General features: G+C 50.5%; 19 protein-coding genes. 13 read left to right on the top strand and 6 right to left on the bottom strand.

What is annotated here, in order from left to right; genetic code table 11:
* Window positions 1-75: 75 nt before the first annotated feature.
* The 5 genes from ACMHXE_RS15495 to ACMHXE_RS15515 all read left to right on the top strand — a co-directional run bounded on the left by ACMHXE_RS15495 (window position 76) and on the right by ACMHXE_RS15515 (window position 4,934).
* Complete coding sequence (locus tag ACMHXE_RS15495; protein WP_412496265.1) at window positions 76-1,185, top strand: hypothetical protein; 1,110 nt, start codon at window positions 76-78, stop codon at window positions 1,183-1,185.
* A 162-nt stretch (window positions 1,186-1,347) separates the two neighbouring features.
* Window positions 1,348-1,839, top strand: a complete 492-nt coding sequence (locus ACMHXE_RS15500) for a glutathione peroxidase (RefSeq protein ID WP_286996502.1) — start codon at window positions 1,348-1,350, stop codon at window positions 1,837-1,839.
* A 34-nt stretch (window positions 1,840-1,873) separates the two neighbouring features.
* The gene (gene hemH, locus ACMHXE_RS15505) at window positions 1,874-2,887 is read left to right on the top strand and encodes a ferrochelatase (protein ID WP_044733989.1); all 1,014 of its coding nucleotides are present in this window, start codon (window positions 1,874-1,876) and stop codon (window positions 2,885-2,887) included.
* Between the two features lie 171 nt (window positions 2,888-3,058).
* Window positions 3,059-3,793, top strand: a complete 735-nt coding sequence (locus ACMHXE_RS15510) for a tryptophan 2,3-dioxygenase family protein (RefSeq protein ID WP_226564522.1) — start codon at window positions 3,059-3,061, stop codon at window positions 3,791-3,793.
* A 10-nt stretch (window positions 3,794-3,803) separates the two neighbouring features.
* The gene (locus ACMHXE_RS15515) at window positions 3,804-4,934 is read left to right on the top strand and encodes an aminotransferase class V-fold PLP-dependent enzyme (RefSeq protein ID WP_335921591.1); all 1,131 of its coding nucleotides are present in this window, start codon (window positions 3,804-3,806) and stop codon (window positions 4,932-4,934) included.
* Between the two features lie 116 nt (window positions 4,935-5,050).
* On the opposite strand, the gene ruvX is transcribed toward ACMHXE_RS15515, so the two are convergent.
* From ruvX to ACMHXE_RS15535, 4 genes are all read right to left on the bottom strand, one after another.
* Window positions 5,051-5,470, bottom strand: a complete 420-nt coding sequence (gene ruvX, locus ACMHXE_RS15520; protein WP_025009458.1) for a Holliday junction resolvase RuvX — start codon at window positions 5,468-5,470, stop codon at window positions 5,051-5,053.
* Window positions 5,471-5,483: 13 nt separating this feature from the next.
* Window positions 5,484-6,044: a YqgE/AlgH family protein gene (locus ACMHXE_RS15525; protein ID WP_039034899.1), complete on the bottom strand. Its 561-nt coding sequence runs from the start codon at window positions 6,042-6,044 to the stop codon at window positions 5,484-5,486.
* 27 nt (window positions 6,045-6,071) lie between these two features.
* Window positions 6,072-6,401 (bottom strand): stress response translation initiation inhibitor YciH, encoded by a 330-nt coding sequence (gene yciH / locus ACMHXE_RS15530; RefSeq protein WP_025887568.1) that lies wholly within the window; start codon window positions 6,399-6,401, stop codon window positions 6,072-6,074.
* A 179-nt stretch (window positions 6,402-6,580) separates the two neighbouring features.
* A complete protein-coding gene (locus ACMHXE_RS15535) occupies window positions 6,581-6,898 on the bottom strand; it encodes a hypothetical protein (protein WP_101055502.1) in 318 nt (105 codons plus the stop codon).
* Window positions 6,899-7,076: 178 nt separating this feature from the next.
* On the opposite strand from ACMHXE_RS15535, the gene ACMHXE_RS15540 reads away from it, so the two are divergent.
* The 5 genes from ACMHXE_RS15540 to tpx all read left to right on the top strand — a co-directional run bounded on the left by ACMHXE_RS15540 (window position 7,077) and on the right by tpx (window position 10,545).
* Window positions 7,077-7,634: a DUF4136 domain-containing protein gene (locus tag ACMHXE_RS15540; protein WP_025009455.1), complete on the top strand. Its 558-nt coding sequence runs from the start codon at window positions 7,077-7,079 to the stop codon at window positions 7,632-7,634.
* A gap of 301 nt (window positions 7,635-7,935) precedes the next feature.
* A complete protein-coding gene (locus tag ACMHXE_RS15545) occupies window positions 7,936-8,277 on the top strand; it encodes a chlorhexidine efflux transporter (RefSeq protein ID WP_335921593.1) in 342 nt (113 codons plus the stop codon).
* A gap of 136 nt (window positions 8,278-8,413) precedes the next feature.
* Window positions 8,414-8,989, top strand: coding sequence for an OmpA family protein (locus ACMHXE_RS15550; RefSeq protein ID WP_146225976.1), 576 nt, complete (start codon window positions 8,414-8,416; stop codon window positions 8,987-8,989).
* A 30-nt stretch (window positions 8,990-9,019) separates the two neighbouring features.
* Window positions 9,020-9,844 (top strand): mechanosensitive ion channel family protein, encoded by an 825-nt coding sequence (locus ACMHXE_RS15555; protein WP_025009451.1) that lies wholly within the window; start codon window positions 9,020-9,022, stop codon window positions 9,842-9,844.
* A gap of 164 nt (window positions 9,845-10,008) precedes the next feature.
* The gene (gene tpx / locus ACMHXE_RS15560) at window positions 10,009-10,545 is read left to right on the top strand and encodes a thiol peroxidase (protein WP_412486349.1); all 537 of its coding nucleotides are present in this window, start codon (window positions 10,009-10,011) and stop codon (window positions 10,543-10,545) included.
* A 45-nt stretch (window positions 10,546-10,590) separates the two neighbouring features.
* On the opposite strand, the gene nfo is transcribed toward tpx, so the two are convergent.
* A complete protein-coding gene (gene nfo / locus ACMHXE_RS15565) occupies window positions 10,591-11,445 on the bottom strand; it encodes a deoxyribonuclease IV (protein ID WP_101055505.1) in 855 nt (284 codons plus the stop codon).
* Between the two features lie 99 nt (window positions 11,446-11,544).
* Between nfo and ACMHXE_RS15570 the strand changes: the two genes are divergently transcribed.
* The 3 genes from ACMHXE_RS15570 (at window position 11,545) to ACMHXE_RS15580 (ending at window position 15,420) form a co-directional block, all read left to right on the top strand.
* Window positions 11,545-13,554 carry an ATP-binding protein gene (locus tag ACMHXE_RS15570; protein WP_413732745.1) on the top strand — a complete coding sequence of 670 codons (2,010 nt, stop codon included), beginning with the start codon at window positions 11,545-11,547 and terminating at the stop codon, window positions 13,552-13,554.
* The gene (locus tag ACMHXE_RS15575; RefSeq protein ID WP_101055507.1) at window positions 13,542-14,639 is read left to right on the top strand and encodes a response regulator transcription factor; all 1,098 of its coding nucleotides are present in this window, start codon (window positions 13,542-13,544) and stop codon (window positions 14,637-14,639) included. Before ACMHXE_RS15570 ends, ACMHXE_RS15575 begins: the two co-directional genes overlap by 13 nt.
* Window positions 14,640-14,877: 238 nt before the next feature.
* Window positions 14,878-15,420 carry a hemerythrin domain-containing protein gene (locus ACMHXE_RS15580; protein ID WP_039034893.1) on the top strand — a complete coding sequence of 181 codons (543 nt, stop codon included), beginning with the start codon at window positions 14,878-14,880 and terminating at the stop codon, window positions 15,418-15,420.
* Window positions 15,421-15,588: 168 nt separating this feature from the next.
* On the opposite strand, the gene ACMHXE_RS15585 is transcribed toward ACMHXE_RS15580, so the two are convergent.
* On the bottom strand, window positions 15,589-16,214 hold a 626-nt coding region (locus ACMHXE_RS15585), incomplete at its 5' end, for an IS256 family transposase (protein WP_224868444.1).

Consider the following 16,214-nt stretch of genomic DNA (forward strand, 5'->3'; position numbering starts at 1 on the left):
TGAGCGGATTGTTCGAAAAACAACAGTGTTTTTGTTATTGTGTTGCGCCTGTTTTGTGAAAAGGATGGAAGGGGAATGCAATTGCGGCAAACCACTTTATTTTCAGCTTTGGGTCTGGCGCTGGCCGGTTGTTTCACTCTGCCGGCCGTGGCCGTGCCGGTTTCCGATGAGCTGGATATCGGCGGGGCGGTACGAGTTAACTATGGCTGGAAAGACTATGATGACGATGCCAAATTGGAGTTCGAGCTGTTTCGTGCCGATGTCAAATACGACAATGGTGAGCTGTTCGCGTCGGCTCAGTATCGCTGGTATCAGGATCAGGATGTGATCCAGCATGCCTTCTTTGGCTATCGTTTTTCAGAAAACTCGGACATTCGCCTCGGGGTCACCCAGGTGCCTTTCGGTTTGCTGCCCTATGCGGCTCATTCATTCTGGTTCGGCGCGACTTATTATCTCGGCTTTGAAGACGACTATGATGCCGGTATTCACTGGCAGTACAGCAAGGACGGCTGGCGCTACGATCTCGCCTGGTTTGCCAATGATGAATATGGCGACGGTAGCCGCTTCAAGCGCTATTCCTTCGATGTCGCCACCACAGAAAACGCCCCCTATGAAGAGGCAGGGCAGTTCAACGCCAGAGTCGAGCGCAGCCTGAAGTATGGCGAGTTTGCCCATAAATTTGGGGCTTCTGTGCAATATAGCCGTTTGGACTACAAGCCAATGGCCGGCGCCGTTGCCGGTGAAGACACAGATGGCTTGGCGGTAGCCGCCCATTGGCAAATGGATTGGCACGCCTGGCAGACTCAGGTGCAGTATCTGCATTATGACTATGACATGCCCGGCGAGCGTTTGGCGCTGTCGGCCTTTGCCTACCCGTTTGAGATAGCGGCCGAGGCCGATGTGCTCACATTTAATTTGTCGCGCAGCATAGATGTTGATTGGGGCCCTATTACTCAGCTCAACTGTTACAACGACTACAGCCAGGTATTTGCCTCGGGTACCGGGTTGGATGATTCGGTGCAAAATGTCACTGGGTGCGCCATCAGTGCCGGTAAATTCTATTCTTATGTCGACTGGATTGCCGGTAAAAACATGTGGTTTGTCAACGGCCCGGGCATAGGTATTGCCGAAGGCGACAGCAGCTGGCATTCGAGGCTGAATATCAATGTCGGCTTCTATTTTTAATTGCTGAAGCTAAACTGCTGTAGAGTGCAAACAAGAGATTAAACAAATGGAGGTGTTATGCTGAGGACATTCAAGCCCATGGCAAGATTGAATTTAACCGTGCCGACATTGAAGGGACTGGCTTTGACTGGTTTGGCTTTTACAGCATGGGTTTTGGCGCCCATGGCGGCTGTTGCCGCTCAGTGCCCCGATTACCTCAATATCAAGTTGAGAAAGCTCCATTCCCAGGAGTCTGTCGACCTATGTGAACTCACCCAAGGTAAACCTGTCCTTCTGGTCAATACCGCCAGCAATTGTGGTTTTACGCCTCAATTCAAGGCGCTTGAAGCCCTGCATAAGGACTACCGCGAGCGCGGGCTGGTGGTGATAGGTTTTCCATCCGATGACTTCTTCCAGGAAGAAAACCAAGAGAAAGATACCGCCAAGGTGTGCTACATCAACTATGGCGTGACCTTTACCATGGTGGCTACCTCTGCGGTTCGCGGCAGTGATGTGAACCCGGTATTTGCCTATCTGGGACAGCAGGCCGGCGCGCCCAAGTGGAACTTCTACAAGTACCTGGTCAGTGGCGACGGTAAACAGGTGCAGAGCTTTAACTCCAGAGTCAAGCCCGATAGTGATGAATTGATCAAAGCGATTGAATCTGTGCTTTAATATCTGACTTATTGATTTTCTATCTGAGGTGATTTTGGCTAAGTTTATCGGTCTTGATAAAGACAAGGGCCACGCCGGGCGTGGTAAAACCGGGATATTGCTGTTGAATCTGGGAACGCCGGACGCACCGACACCCGCGGCGGTGCGGCGTTATCTGGCCGAATTTCTCTCCGATCCCAGGGTGGTGGAGATCCCCAAGGCGCTGTGGAAGCTTATTCTCCATGGCATTATTCTCAGGGTCAGGCCGGCCAAATCGGCGGCCCTTTACCGTGAGGTGTGGACTGATAAGGGCTCGCCACTGATGGATATCAGTGAGCGCCAGACCCAGGCCTTGGCAGAAAAACTCAAGGCCGAAGGCGTTGAAGCCGAAGTTGCCTTGGCGATGCGTTACGGCAACCCGGCGGTGGGCGATGTGCTCAAACGCCTGCACAATCAAGGGGTCGATAAACTGGTTGTGCTGCCGCTCTATCCTCAATATGCCGGTCCTACCACGGGCTCTGCATTTGATGCCATAGCCAAAGAGTTGACTCAATGGCGTTACCTGCCGTCACTGCATTTTATCCATACCTACCACGATAATCCGCTGTTTATCGAGGCGCTGGCCGAGTCCATCGAAGCAGACTTTGCTCAACACGGCAAACCGCAGAAATTGGTGCTGTCGTACCATGGTATGCCGGAGCGGAATCTCAAACTGGGCGACCCTTACTACTGCTTCTGTATCAAGACCTCAAGATTGTTGGCCGAGCGTCTTGGGCTGGCAGAGGATGATGTGATCAGCAGCTTCCAGTCCCGTTTCGGCAAGGCCAAATGGCTGGGCCCTTACACGGATGAAACCATGATGGCTCTGCCAAAGCAGGGGATCACGGATGTAGCCGTTGCCTGTCCTGCATTCAGCGCCGACTGCCTGGAAACTCTGGAGGAGATTGCCGGGCAGAACCGTGAGTTTTTCGAGCAGGCCGGTGGTAAGTCATTCCGCTATATAGCGGCGCTCAATGACAGACCGCGCCATATAGAGATGATGGCGGAGTTGGTTCGTCCCTATCTGTAAGCGCTCGTCTCCCTATCCAGGGCTGCAGTCCGGCAGCCCTGCCAACAATATTTGACACTGCCGCTGTTTGCAGATCGCTTCGCTGCCCTTGTTGCCTGTCACGCTATGCCTTAGCTTGGCAAGTTGAATGTTAATTTATGGTTAACAATACAGGAATAAGGATAAGGCATCATGGATCGCGAGCAGATATATGCCAGCATGGCCGGAGAGGGTCGACTGGATTATGAAAAGTACCTCAATACTCCCAAATTGCTCAGCTGTCAGAAGCCCTATGAGCAGCTGTGTAACGCCGATGAGCTGCAGTTTCAAATAGTGCATCAGTCGGAGGAGTTGTGGATGAAGCTCATCTGTTACACCCTGCTGGAGATTGATGAGCGTATGGCTGCTGGGGAGACCTTTAAGGTGTTGACCCTGTTTGCCCGGGTACATAAGGCGATGGGGTTTCTTATCGAGCAACTGAGTATTCTTGATACCATGTCCATCAAGGATTATCAGGCAATTCGGCTGCAGCTGGGCAACGGCAGCGGTCAGGAATCACCGGGATTCAAAACCCTGTTGCAGCTTTATAAGCCGCTGTGGCTCACCTTTGAGCGAGTCTATCTTGAGCAAAAGGGGCTGACGGTCGAGCAGATATACAACAGTGAATACCATCATGATGAAAGCTATATGGTGGCCGAGGCCATGATAGAGTACGACCAGCTGTTTCAGCACTTCCGTTACCATCACATCAAACTCATTCACAGAAGCATAGGCATAGACAGCATGTCGCTGAAGGGGCGCAGCACCGAAATCCTCAACTCAGGTATGAAGATGCAGTTTTTCCCTAAACTATGGCAAATTCGCGGTCAGATGACAGATATCTGGGGCGGTGTTTACGGCGTCAAACGCGACTCGATTGCCGACTGAGGAGCCTGGAATGTCGTTGAAATCGCGTTTTCATCTGCCCGAAGGGCACTATTTTTTGTCCCACTCTGTGGGCGCCATGCCAAAGGGCTGCGAAGCTGCGGCCAGCGAGTTTCTCGGCGCCTGGAAGCATCAAGGCGGTGACGCCTGGCCTGTGTGGCTCGAGGGGGTTGAGCAGTTTTTGCAGCAACTTGCGGCTTTGACCCGAGTTCCTGCCAGTGGCTTTTGCCCGCAGCTGAATCTCTCTTCGGCTTTATCCAAGCTGGTCGGCGCCCTGCCGAATGCCAAGCCCGGTCAGCGGATCTTGGCCACCGAACTGGATTTCCCCTCCATGGGGTTTGTATTGCAACAGGCCGAGAAGAAGGGCTACCGCCTGCAGCTGCTTGAGCCGCAAGCCGGGCTGGTGTCTTTGAACCAGTGGCAACAGGCCTTGGGAGAGGATGTGGCGCTGGCCTTTATCACCCATGCCATTTCCGAAACCGGTCAGTTGCAGTCCGTGAGTGAAATTTGCGCTTTGGCCCGAAGCTTAGGAGTAATGACTGTGGTGGATATTGCCCAGTCTCTCGGAGTCATACCGATAGATTTGGGGCAGTGGCAGGCTGATGCTGTCTTGGGTTCCTGCGTTAAATGGTGTTGCGCTGGCCCGGGGGCGGCCTTTTTATGGCTCAGCGATAGGTTGGCCCAGACGCTGGAGCCTGTGGATCTGGGATGGTTCTCCCATGAGGCGCCGTTTGAGTTTGATATCCATGATTTTCGCTATGCCAAGGGAGCAAAAAGGTTTTGGGGGGGCACGCCTTCTGTATTGCCTTACATGCTGGCGGCGGCGTCACTGCAGCAGCTGCGCGCTTTCGGCGATAGTCAAATTTATCAACACAATCAGCGCTTGGGGCAGGGGATCCTGGATTGTGCCCTGAGTTATGAACTCAAGGTGGTGACGCCCAATATCAGCGGCGAGCGCAGTGGCACTGTGGTAGTCGATTTCGCCGATAGGCAGGCGGCGCAGCAAGTGTTCAATAGATTGGGGATCAAGACAGACTTGCGCCCAAGGTTCGGCTTTCGCTTTTCGCCGCATATCTATACCGATGGTGAGGATATGGAGGCTTTGCTGCAGGGGCTCAGACAGTTGGCCGGCAAAAGGCTCTGAGAGCTAGTGGGCAGGATCTGGGGCCGATTTAGATGAGACTCATTCCTGGGGAAGCCGAAATAAGATTGGGCCAGCTGCGGCTTAAATTCTCCGGGAGTCTTTAAGCCACTGAGGTTTCAGTACTGGTTCTCGAAATAGCTTTCGATGATCAGCACAGCAGAGACGGCATCGATCTGGCCCTTGGTCAGCGCCTTGAAGCCACCGAGTTCAAATAACCTGGCCTTGGCATCGGCCGTGGTCAGGCGTTCATCCTGGGTGGCCACTTTGACACCGAAACGCCCGGCAATACGGTTGGCAAACTTACGGGCTCTCTGGGTCATCTCCTGCTCTGTGCCATCCATATTGAGTGGCAGTCCCACCACCACGAGATCCGGTTGCCATTCTTCGATTAAAGCCGCTATCTGCTGCCAATCGGGAATACCATCCACTGCCTTGATGGATGTCAGTGGGCTGGCACTGCCGGTCAACTGCTGACCTATGGCTATGCCTATGCTCTTGGTGCCGAAATCGAAGCCCAGTACGGTTTTTGCAGTCATTTTGCCTCTGTAATCAAGCGTGTCCCATCTGGCTGGACATTTGCCAGATATCGAATCCCAGTGACTGGGTGGCCTTGAGCCAACGATGCTCATGGGGAGTATTGAACAGTATCTCGGGTGTGGCGGGAATGGTCAGCCAGCTGTTTTCCGCCAGTTCTTGCTCCAGCTGGTGGCGGCTCCAACCCGCGTATCCCAGCGCCACCAGAAAATGTTCCGGCGCCTTTGAGGTGCCAAGAGAGGTGAGAATATCCCGTGAACTGGTCAGCATTATCTCGTCATTGATGGCAGTGCTGTTGGCCCAATAGGGTTGACTGCTGTGCAGTACAAAGCCCCGCTCCGGGTTGACCGGGCCGCCCACGAGTACGCTGTTGTCTACTGATGGCTTGAGGGATACCTCTTCTGCCAACTCCATCTGCAGTAGCAACTCGTCAACTTCAATACCTATGGGGCGGTTGACCATGAGTCCCATGGCCCCCTTGTTGTCATGCTCGCACACATAGATGAGTGAACGCTCGAAGAAGGTATCATCGAGCGAAGGCATGGCGATAAGAAAATGATTTTGCAAACTGTCCATCATACTGCTCCTGGTACTTGTTGCCTGTCAGCCGCCGGCCAGCTTCACCTTGTAGCCCAGCTTCTCCAGCAGGCCCTGGAGTTGCTCTCGATTGTCGGTTTGAATCTCGATATCGAACGCTTTTACTGTGCCGCCGCAACCGCATTGCTTCTTGAGTTTTTGCGCCAGATCTTTCAGCGCCTTGGCGTCTAGTCCCAGCCCTTTGATCACTGAAACACCTTTGCCTTTGCGGCCCTTGCTGTCTTTGTGGATCCGGACGATACCATCGGATGTCGGGACTGTGGCTTGTTCCTTGGGCTGGCTAATACGGCCTTTGTCGGTACTGTATACCAAACTGACATTGGGATCTGTTTTCATTGTTGATGCTGAACTATGGCTTATGGGCGCAGTCTAACAGATTTAGCTTAAGCGCCCAATGGCTTGCTCCAAGCCGCTGAAATCAAAAAAAAGCCACCGTTAAGGTGGCTGGTAAAAACTGAAATTGCGCAGGGAACAAGATCAGTAACCGGCGTGGATGCCGGCAATCACAAGAAATGTCAGGAAAGCAGTATTCCGCCAAGCACTGCCATCACAGATAAAAAGGCGCAGGGCAGCATCAGTATTCTTAGCTTGGGCAACAGTAGTGTCAGTGTCGTCAGGACGAAACCGAAAGCGGCCAGATCAAAAGGTGAAATCTGTTGCTCGACCAATCTGGCACCGAGCCAACCGAGAATGAGCAGCGGCAGGATAAGCAAACGTCTGGCTTGATTGATGCTGCCTATTCCAGCCAGTTGCTGGGTTTGTTGCAGCAAAGAGTTTCGAGTCAGCAAAACACCACTGGCAATAATAAAGAATGCGAGATACCAAAGCATCATGAGTCATCCAAGGTTTAATCTAGATGATAATCATTATCATTTGGTGGTGTGCTGAAGTCAAGCTGAATCGGTAAACTAAATTTTGTTAAATTCGGTTGTAGAGCAGAAGATTGAAATGTAAGCTGATTTCATGGGGTTTTGTGGCCATTTTCAGGCCTGGGTAAACGAGGAAATTTCGATGAAGTATCTGATAACAGCCGCAATGGCACTGATGCTAAGTGCTTGTAGTACACTGAATACTGGCTGGGATTATGACCCGGGTGTGAACTTCAGCCAGTACAAGAGTTATGCCTGGGTGGAAAAGCAATCCGAAGACACCAGCTATCATCTGGATGGTTTGATGGATCAGCGAGTACGTGATGCCTTGGATCGGCAGTTGGCACAAAAGGGCCTGCAGATTGCTACCAAGGAAAACGCCGATATCCTGGTTAACTATCTGACCAAAGTAGACAAGAAAATCAATGTCGACACTTTCAACACCAACTATGGTTACAACCCATACTGGGGGCCGGGTTGGGGCTGGGGCGGCAATATGCAGACCCAAACCACAGTACGCGAATATGAAGTCGGTACTTTGATTGTGGATCTGGTGGACGCCAAGTCCGGCAAACTCATCTGGCGCGGATCAGTGGCTGACACCATTCGCGACAGCGATACTCCGCAAAAGCGAATTGCCAAGGTTAACGAGGCGGTTGCCAGTGTTATGAGCAACTTCCCGCCCAAGGTGGAAAAATAACCTCTGAGTTCCACTAGGTCCATTTAGGAAATCCGGTATCGGAATAAAGCGGCGCAAAGCCGCTTTATTGTTTTTTAAGCAGTTCACACAGCAGTTGCCTCATTCTGACATTGACTCTGGATATCTGGCTGACCGATGACTGGAGTACATCTGCATTAGCCTTCAAGCCGCCTAGTTCAAAATCCAGTTTTACGGCCAGCAATTCCCCCTTACTCATAGCCTCTTGGACCAAGGGCAGTTCTGTGGACACAGTGACAGGCGTGAGTGTTTTCTTAAGTCTTATGCTATTGAGTGGAACTACTTGTACAACCTGGGGTTTAAGCGGTTTTACGGCAATAACCCTGATGCGTGTGGTATTGGACTCAGGTTATTGCATACCCTTGGGGGGGAAGGCCGACTCATTTTGGTGACGGTTCCCGCTATTACCTGGGCGCTGGAAACCAGTTTGCTCAACGCTTTTTTCATCGAAGCCGGTATTCTGGGAGCTTCTTATTCTACAACCCCTTGTTTAACTGGCTCTATTACTGCTTGCGGCGCACGTCCATCGGCCCATCAAGGTGTTTTATTAAAAGGTAACTACTATGTAGGAGATTTCTGCTGCAGTAGCAACTCATTACCGCAGATGTTGGTTTATCTTGGCTAAAATTAAAGACGATTATACAATGCGTTAGCCGGTGACCTGTGACTTGGCGCACTAAAGCCAAGTGAACCGGCGGCGGATTGTGTTCTGCCTGAAACTCATCTATATAGTTGAAGGATTGATAGTTAGGGAGGCCTGGGTGAATCGTTATTTGGGCTTGGCGGGGGGGATTCCGCTGCTGTTGCTGAGCAGCGCTGTGCTTGCCTGGGAAGATTCTGACGGTGACGGTGTCCCTGACACTAAAGATGCCTGTCCCGATACCCCGGCACAGGCAGCTGTGAGCGCCAATGGTTGTGTCTTGGATAAGACCCCCTCCATGACGGATATCTGTTTACCGACAACGTCCGGTGGTGTCTATCCCCAAAATTGCGATACAGCCAATCCAATAAGGCTGTATTTCGACTTGGGTTCGGCGCAGATCCCCCTGGCGCAGTGGCCGCAACTTGCCAGAATGAAAGCATTTCTTCATCAATATAAGGTAAACTTGCATATTGAAGGACATGCCGACATCAGCGGCTCAGATGCCATAAATCAACCTTTGTCAGCAGCTAGGGCCGAAAGTGCCAAAATGGTGCTGATTGAGGATTATGGTTTTCCGGGGGCACAATTCAGTACTCACGGATATGGCAGCAAGCAGCCTGCCGCAGATAATACCAGTGTCTTGGGTCGCAGCCTTAACCGCAGGGTTGAGTTTGTGGTCGATTTAAAAAAGTAAGTTAAATAAGGTTTGTAAGGGAGTATTTTAATGGAAAATCTCGAAGGGCTGTTCAAACAAGCGCCCGAGTTAATCGCGGCCTATGGCATCAAGATACTGCTTGCCATTGTCATTTTCTTTGTCGGTAAGTATTTGTCCAATGTGGCCAAGAAAGTCACTGCCAAAATGTTGGGCAAGCGCAAGATAGATCAGACAGTGGTTTCCTTTGTTGCCAATATGGCTTGGGCTGTGGTGTTTGTATTTACCGTTATCGCTACCTTGGGGCAGCTAGGTATTCAGACAGCCTCTCTGGTTGCGGTTCTCGGTGCTGCCGGTTTGGCCGTGGGTTTGGCACTGCAGGGCTCACTGTCCAACTTTGCCGCCGGTGTCTTGATGGTACTGTTCCGCCCTTGCCGTGTGGGTGACTATGTTGAAGCCGCAGGTGTTGCCGGTACTGTAGATGAAATCACCATCTTCTCTACCCGCCTGAAAACGCCGGACAACAAGGTCATCATAGTGCCTAACTCCACTATCATGAATGGTAGCATCACCAACTACTCTGCCATGGACAAGCGCCGTATCGATCTGGTGATCGGGGTTTCTTACGATGCTGATATCCGTCATACCAAGCAAATACTGACAAGCATTCTCGATAATCACGAGAAAGTACTGAAAGAGCCTGGCTATACTGTGGGTCTGCACACACTGGCTGACTCTTCGGTCAATTATGTGGTTCGCCCTTGGGTGAAGTCCGCTGATTACTGGGGGGTATACTTCGAACTGATGGAGCAGATTAAACAGTCTCTGGACGAAAACGGCATTGGCATTCCATATCCTCAGATGGATCTGCATGTCAAAGAGCTACCTTCCAAGTAAGCTCTTAGAAGAAGACCGGCAGATGCCGGTCTTTTTGTGCCTGTGTTCTGATAATTCGTTATATTAGCCAGATCAAATTTAAAGCGGCAGCGAGGGAGAAAACTATGTTGCAACTGACAAAGTGGAGTGTTGTGTGTGCATTGACCTTGGTAAGTGCCACGGCTATGGCAGCTGAAGGGAAAGTGGCCGCCGAAGTCAAAATGGGTGGCCAGAGCGTCACTCTGATGGGCAAATTGCCCGAGCTTAACCAGCTTGCTCCAGGGTTTAAGGTGGTGGATGACAAGTTTGCCCCAGTGACCTTAAGTGACTTCAAGGGTAAGACGATACTTATCAGTGCGGTTCCCAGTCTGGATACCGGCGTCTGTGCCCTGCAGACCAAGAGATTCAATAAAGAGTTCAGCAAGTTTGATGATTCAGTGGTCATGTTGACCGTCAGTGAAGACTTACCCTTTGCCCAAAAACGTTTCTGCAAGGTGGAGAATGTAAATAAAATCAAGGTATTGTCAGACTCTGTCTGGCGCGACTTTGGTAATAAGTATGGTTTGTTGATCCCAAATCGAGGCTTGCTGGCCAGAGCGATATTTATTATCGATACCAATGGCCAGCTCAAGTACCGTGAGTTGGTGGCGGATGTGTCTCACCACCCGGATTACGATGCGGCGCTCAAGGCCTTGAAAGAAATCAGCCAGGGACAAATATAAGGCTAAGAACACCATGTGTCTCGGCCCTTTGGCGCTGGCTTGGGTTCAGCGGCTGAGGCTTTTAAGCCAGGCAATTTCTTCGGGCCAGATCTCTGGGCGTATGGTTTCTAATATCAAAGGTATCCTCTTGGTGGCGGGGTGGCCGAGAATATACTCGAAAGCGGTTTTGCCTATTTCGCCCATACCTAAGGAGTCGTGGCGGTCGACCCGGCTGCCGAGCCCTGTCTTGCTGTCGTTGAGGTGCATGCCCTTGAGGTATTGAAAGCCCACGATATGGCCAAAGGCATCAAAGCTTTCCCGGCAGCTTTCCTGAGTACGGATGTCGTAACCTGCGGCAAACATATGGGCGGTATCCAGGCAAACGCCGACTCGGGATTTATCCTCAACCCCGTCTATGATCTGCGCCAGTTGTTCAAAGCTGTGTCCCAGGTTGGAGCCTTGGCCCGCGGTATTTTCGATGACGGCACAGACGCCATCACAAGCTGCCAATGCCAGGTTGATTGAATCGCTGATGTTACGCAGACAGTGGTTTTCACTTATCTGTCGCAAGTGGCTGCCGGGATGAAAGTTCAGCAAGGTTAATCCCAATTGTTTGCAGCGAAGCATCTCATCGACAAAGGCATCGCGGGATTTTTCCAGCAGCAAGGGATCCGGGTGTCCCAAGTTAATCAGATAGCTGTCGTGGGGCAGAATTGCCTCGGGTCTGAACCCCAGCTGTTGGCAGTTTTCCTGAAAGGCGGCGATGGACTGTTCGGTTAAAGCTGCTGCCTGCCAGCGCCGTTGATTTTTGGTAAACAGTGCAAAGGCACTGGCCCCTATCTTGTGGGCATTAAGGGGAGCATTTTCCACGCCACCCTGGGCGCTGACATGGGCACCAACCCACCTTTCCTGACTCGTCACCCAGACTCCTCTATAGCGTTTGGCAAGCTGGATAAGTCGCTAATATTGCAAACTTGTCTATGCTTGAATGACTGAAAAACAACGGAAAGGGACTTTAACGTGTTTTCCTCTGCGGCTCAAACCGAATTCCCTGGCGACTGGTCCCGACTGCTTATTGAACTGGCTAAATTGCAACTGGGGTTGACCCAGGGACAGGACGTATTGCCGGCCCTGTGCCAGACCCTGGTTCATACCTCAGGGGCAGAGGCCTTGCTGATGGTGGAGCGTTCAGAGTTAGGGGGCAACGATATGCCTGAGTCAGTCACCTGCTGGTGTCGGGATCCGGTTATCTATCTGACACTTTGGAGCAGTGTTAATCAGTGGGTCAAAGAAGCGGGCCAGCAAGAGTTGCACCAATGGTTGAAGTTTACCGTCTGGCCCATCAAAGATTCGGAACTATTGCTGTTTTTTCACTCATCGGCTCCCGGGTGGTTTGAGTCTTTGGCTGCATGCCAGGCCAGTATCGGCCCTTTGGTGGGCGCCATCTATCAATGTCAGCTCAGTCGCAGTTCATCACAGTCGGTAGAGGATGAACTCTGCTTCAAGGCCGTTATAGACGGTGCCGATAGTTTATTGCTGCTTTTTCGTCTCGAACCTGAGCAGGAACCTATTCTTTATGCCAACCCGGCGGCAACTGCTGTGACCTTATATGCCAACCGGGAGTTGGTGGGTGCCAATTTGACCGCCCTGTTGTTTGAAGGCGAAGAAAGTGATTCCTTTCGAGAACAGTTACACCGCAAGAGCAGTTATAGCGGGGAACTTTGGTGTCATAAGGGCGATGGCGGCAGGGAGTTATTGCATCTCAACTGTTACTGTATTTCCCGAAGTCGGCGTGTATACGCCATTATAGGTCGCGATTACAGCGAGCAGCATCAGTTGCAGCAGGCCGTGGCCAGAACCCAGAAGATGCAGGCCATTGGGGAGTTGGTCGGTGGCATAGCCCACGACTTCAACAATATTCTCGGGGTATTGAAGGGCAACCTGGAGTTAATGCAGCTTAAAACCTCTGATCCCAAAGCTGAAAAATACCTCAATACCGCCTTTAAGGCCTGCCAGCGAGGCACAGATCTGACTCGCAGACTGTTGTCATTTTCGCGCCAGGAACAGTTCAATGCCGCGCCTTGCCAGGTCAATGAGGTGATTGAAGGTTTGCAGGAGTTGTTTGCCAAGTCCTTGACCAGTCAAATAACGCTGAGTATTGAGCTGGCACCGGATAACAAGCCTGTGATGCTCGACAAAGGGGATCTGGAAGACGCCTTATTGAATCTGCTGCTCAATGGTCGTGATGCCATGGAGGGCAAGGGAGAGCTCAAGATCCGTACCGGCAGTTGCTATTTGAGTGGTTATCTGCCCGGGATCGCCATAGGCAAGACCCAGGTGGAGCCCGGGCATTATGTATGGATCAGTGTGATTGATAGCGGCAATGGAATTCCAAAAGCCTTTCAGGACAAGGTATTCGACCCATTTTTTACCACCAAGGACAAGAGCAAGGGCACAGGTCTTGGACTAGCCATGGTGTACGGTTTTGTTAAACGTTCCAAGGGTTATATCGCCATTTTGAATACTGGGGCGAGTGGCACTGAGTTCAGATTATGGTTTCCGCAGAGTCGCAAACTGACACTTGAACCTCAGCTTGGCTCCTACACAAGTGAAGTGCCCAGAGTCAGGCGTCCGATAAAGGCGATAGTGGTGGATGATGAGCCGGAAATGTTGGAAGTGATGGCTGACTATTGCGACCTGCTGGGAATAGAGGCTGAGTTGTTCCACGACCCCCTCATAGTGCTGCAACGCTACGAGCAGCAGCGTTGTGATGCCGAGCTTCTTATCACAGATGTGTTGATGCCTGGCGGTATCAACGGCTATGAACTGGCTCAAAAACTCAATGTTAAACACTCCTTGCTGGTGTTGCTGATCTCCGGTTTTATCCAGAACATAGGGATTTCCAGTGCCGATGAGATGCCGTTTCCGGTACTGCATAAACCCTTTGAACTGACAGGATTGATTCTGGCGCTCAAGCAGGTGGGAATAAGGTTTGCTGATGACAGTAAGGGAGAATTATGGACAATTTAACTGTCTGGGTGGTGGATGATGATCTTGATTATCTGACTTTGATAGAGGAAGTCTTGCAGGATGATTACTTAGTCCAAGTTTTTGACTCGGCAGCAGTTTATTTGTCGGCGTTGGAATCGGCGACACCGGAAATCATCCTGATGGATATCAACCTACCGGATTCCAGCGGTGTGGACCTCTGTGCTCACTTGCAATCACAGGGGCGGGAGGCGTCAGTGGTATTTGTTTCCGGTATGAATACCCTCAATGAGCGCCTTAAAGCCTATGAGGCTGGGGCGGTGGATTTCATCGCCAAACCCTTTGAGTTGAAAGAGCTGTTGGCCAAGGTTCGCAGTGTGGCGCAATATCAGCAGCGCAAACAGTCGCTGATGCAGGCTGAGTCCATGTCGAGAAACATGGCGTTTCAATCCATGAGTGAATCGTCCCAATATGGCTGCGTGCTGCAGTTTTTCCGCCAATGTTTCCTTTGTAATAACTTTCGTGCCCTTGCCGATGCCTTTTTTGAACTGATGAGTCAGCTCAATCTCAATACCTGTCTGAAAATATGCACAGACAGCACCGAGTACTTTGTGCCGGACAATGCCCAGATAAGCCCGATAGAAGCCAATATTTTCGAGCTTTTGGATAAACAAGGACGCTTGTATGACTTTGGTAACCGAACCATGTGCAACGACAAGCATGTGTCATTCTTGATCAAGAATATGCCCGTCGAGGATGAGGTGTTGTATGGCCGCCTCAGGGACGTAATTGCCGTTGTGGTCGAAGGATTGGAGGCCAGGGTATTGGATATAGAACGCCAGCAGATGCTGCGTCGGGTGATGGATAGGTTACACCTGTTGATGAAACAACTGGGCGATTCCATGCAGCAACAGGATCAGCGTTTCTGTGATGCCTTATCGGGGATCACCACAGAAATTCGCAGTAGCTTTCACGTGTTGGACATGACAGAAGAGCAGGAGAGCTATTTTACCTCCATGGTCGAGCGGCACCTGCGCGAAGCCAGCTCTGCCGGTGAAGCATTTAATCGTATCCGCAGTTCTCTCAAAGGAATGTTGGTGATGATGGAGGAAAGTCTGCGGGGCTGATATGCTTGCTAAAGCTTGGATAAGAGCCAATAACAGTATGGCCGGATAGCCTCACGGGACAAACAGTGCTTAGATAATAGATGTTGTACTTACCGCTAATTTATGAATTGTTGATTTAGAAGGTTATTTTCCTTGATCTTTATCATGTCCCTGGAAAACATCTATGGTTAGTATTGAGTAATCTTTGGCCTGTTTACTACTATTACCTAGAAAGGCCCGACTCAAGATGGAGTGCCCTATGCTGCAAAGATTGATGAATGACCACAAGCATATTGCCATATTGCTGAAGTTGCTAAAGGGGAAATACCAGAAGCTGGCCGAAGGTGAGCATGTCAATTTTAATCTGGTACGGGATGTTGTTGAGTACATGCAGGGCTATGCCGAGCATAGCCATCATCCGCTCGAAGACATCATTTATGACTACTTTCTTATCAAGGAGAGTCGTACCGAGCCAACCAGGCGCCTTGAACAGGAACATCAAAAGCTAATCGATGCCTCATCAACCTTGATGGCGACCCTCAACCTTATTCTCAATGATGTCGTCGTGGCCAAGGAAAAATTGGTTACTGAATTAAAAGAGTATGTAGATTTGCAGGAAAAGCACATGCTATACGAGGAAAGGGAAATTTTTCCTCTGCTTGCCAAGAGCCTGCAGGATGAGGATTGGCAGAAGATCCAAAGTATGTGTGAATTGAAGTTGATAGAGGATCCTTTGTTCAGCAGTGATGATAACCAGTTGTTTGATGAGCTGAGAAACTACATTCATACAGCCGATAGATAATTATATATTCTTTAACTTGCATTGAATGGATATTAAAAAAGAGCGCTACGCGTAATGCCGATCAGTTAAGACAGATCGCTTGACGATCTCACTGAAAGGATCAAAATCCGATGACCCCATGTCATCGGATTTTTTGAGGGTGTTCAAAATTCTGTGTCACGTTAAAAATCACAGATCGATGTGAGCATCCAGTCGTCCTTCAAAATGGATGGACAGCTGAGATAGCGTTAAATTCCAGTTTTGAATCGGGTGTGACCACCGCTCCTGAGCCTTCAATATACCGGCGTAGAGCAGTTTGAGTAAACTGTTCTCGTTGGCAAAACCACCCTTGGTTTTCGTCAGTTTACGAAACTGACGATGTACGGCCTCAACCGCGTTCGTGGTGTAGATAGCCTTACGCACGTATTCCGGGTACTTAAAATAGGTCGATAACAGCGCCCACTTGTTGCGCCAGGACTTGATGACCACAGGATATTTGTCGCCCCATTTGGCTTCCAGCTCGTCCAGCGCCATCTCAGCTGCATTGAGGGTTGTGGCTTTATAGACACACTTTAAATCAGCCATAAACGCCTTCTGGTTTTTAGACGCTACGTATTTCATTGAGTTACGAATTTGATGAATGATGCATGACTGCACCTCTGTATGTGGGTAAATGGTTTCAATGGCTTCAGGGAAGCCTTTAAGGCCATCGACACAGGCAATCAGGATGTCTTTAATTCCGCGACTATGAAGATCGGTTAGTATACTTAGCCACTGATGTGCACCTTCAGTGTCTGAGATATACAAGCCCAACA

This window comes from Shewanella sp. BJSY2023SW007 (assembly GCF_047314525.1).
Taxonomy (GTDB): domain Bacteria; phylum Pseudomonadota; class Gammaproteobacteria; order Enterobacterales; family Shewanellaceae; genus Shewanella; species Shewanella chilikensis.

Excerpts from the sequence above, each read along its gene's own strand:
- ACMHXE_RS15495 (WP_412496265.1), top strand. The coding sequence starts at position 76 with ATGCAATTGCGGCAAACCACTTTATTTTCAGCTTTGGGTCTGGCGCTG.
- ACMHXE_RS15500 (WP_286996502.1), top strand. The coding sequence starts at position 1,348 with ATGGCGGCTGTTGCCGCTCAGTGCCCCGATTACCTCAATATCAAGTTG.
- ACMHXE_RS15510 (WP_226564522.1), top strand. The coding sequence starts at position 3,059 with ATGGATCGCGAGCAGATATATGCCAGCATGGCCGGAGAGGGTCGACTG.
- ACMHXE_RS15515 (WP_335921591.1), top strand. The coding sequence starts at position 3,804 with ATGTCGTTGAAATCGCGTTTTCATCTGCCCGAAGGGCACTATTTTTTG.
- ruvX (WP_025009458.1), bottom strand. The coding sequence starts at position 5,470 with ATGACTGCAAAAACCGTACTGGGCTTCGATTTCGGCACCAAGAGCATA.
- ACMHXE_RS15525 (WP_039034899.1), bottom strand. The coding sequence starts at position 6,044 with ATGGACAGTTTGCAAAATCATTTTCTTATCGCCATGCCTTCGCTCGAT.
- yciH (WP_025887568.1), bottom strand. The coding sequence starts at position 6,401 with ATGAAAACAGATCCCAATGTCAGTTTGGTATACAGTACCGACAAAGGC.
- ACMHXE_RS15535 (WP_101055502.1), bottom strand. The coding sequence starts at position 6,898 with ATGATGCTTTGGTATCTCGCATTCTTTATTATTGCCAGTGGTGTTTTG.
- ACMHXE_RS15540 (WP_025009455.1), top strand. The coding sequence starts at position 7,077 with ATGAAGTATCTGATAACAGCCGCAATGGCACTGATGCTAAGTGCTTGT.
- ACMHXE_RS15555 (WP_025009451.1), top strand. The coding sequence starts at position 9,020 with ATGGAAAATCTCGAAGGGCTGTTCAAACAAGCGCCCGAGTTAATCGCG.
- tpx (WP_412486349.1), top strand. The coding sequence starts at position 10,009 with ATGGCAGCTGAAGGGAAAGTGGCCGCCGAAGTCAAAATGGGTGGCCAG.
- ACMHXE_RS15575 (WP_101055507.1), top strand. The coding sequence starts at position 13,542 with ATGGACAATTTAACTGTCTGGGTGGTGGATGATGATCTTGATTATCTG.
- ACMHXE_RS15580 (WP_039034893.1), top strand. The coding sequence starts at position 14,878 with ATGCTGCAAAGATTGATGAATGACCACAAGCATATTGCCATATTGCTG.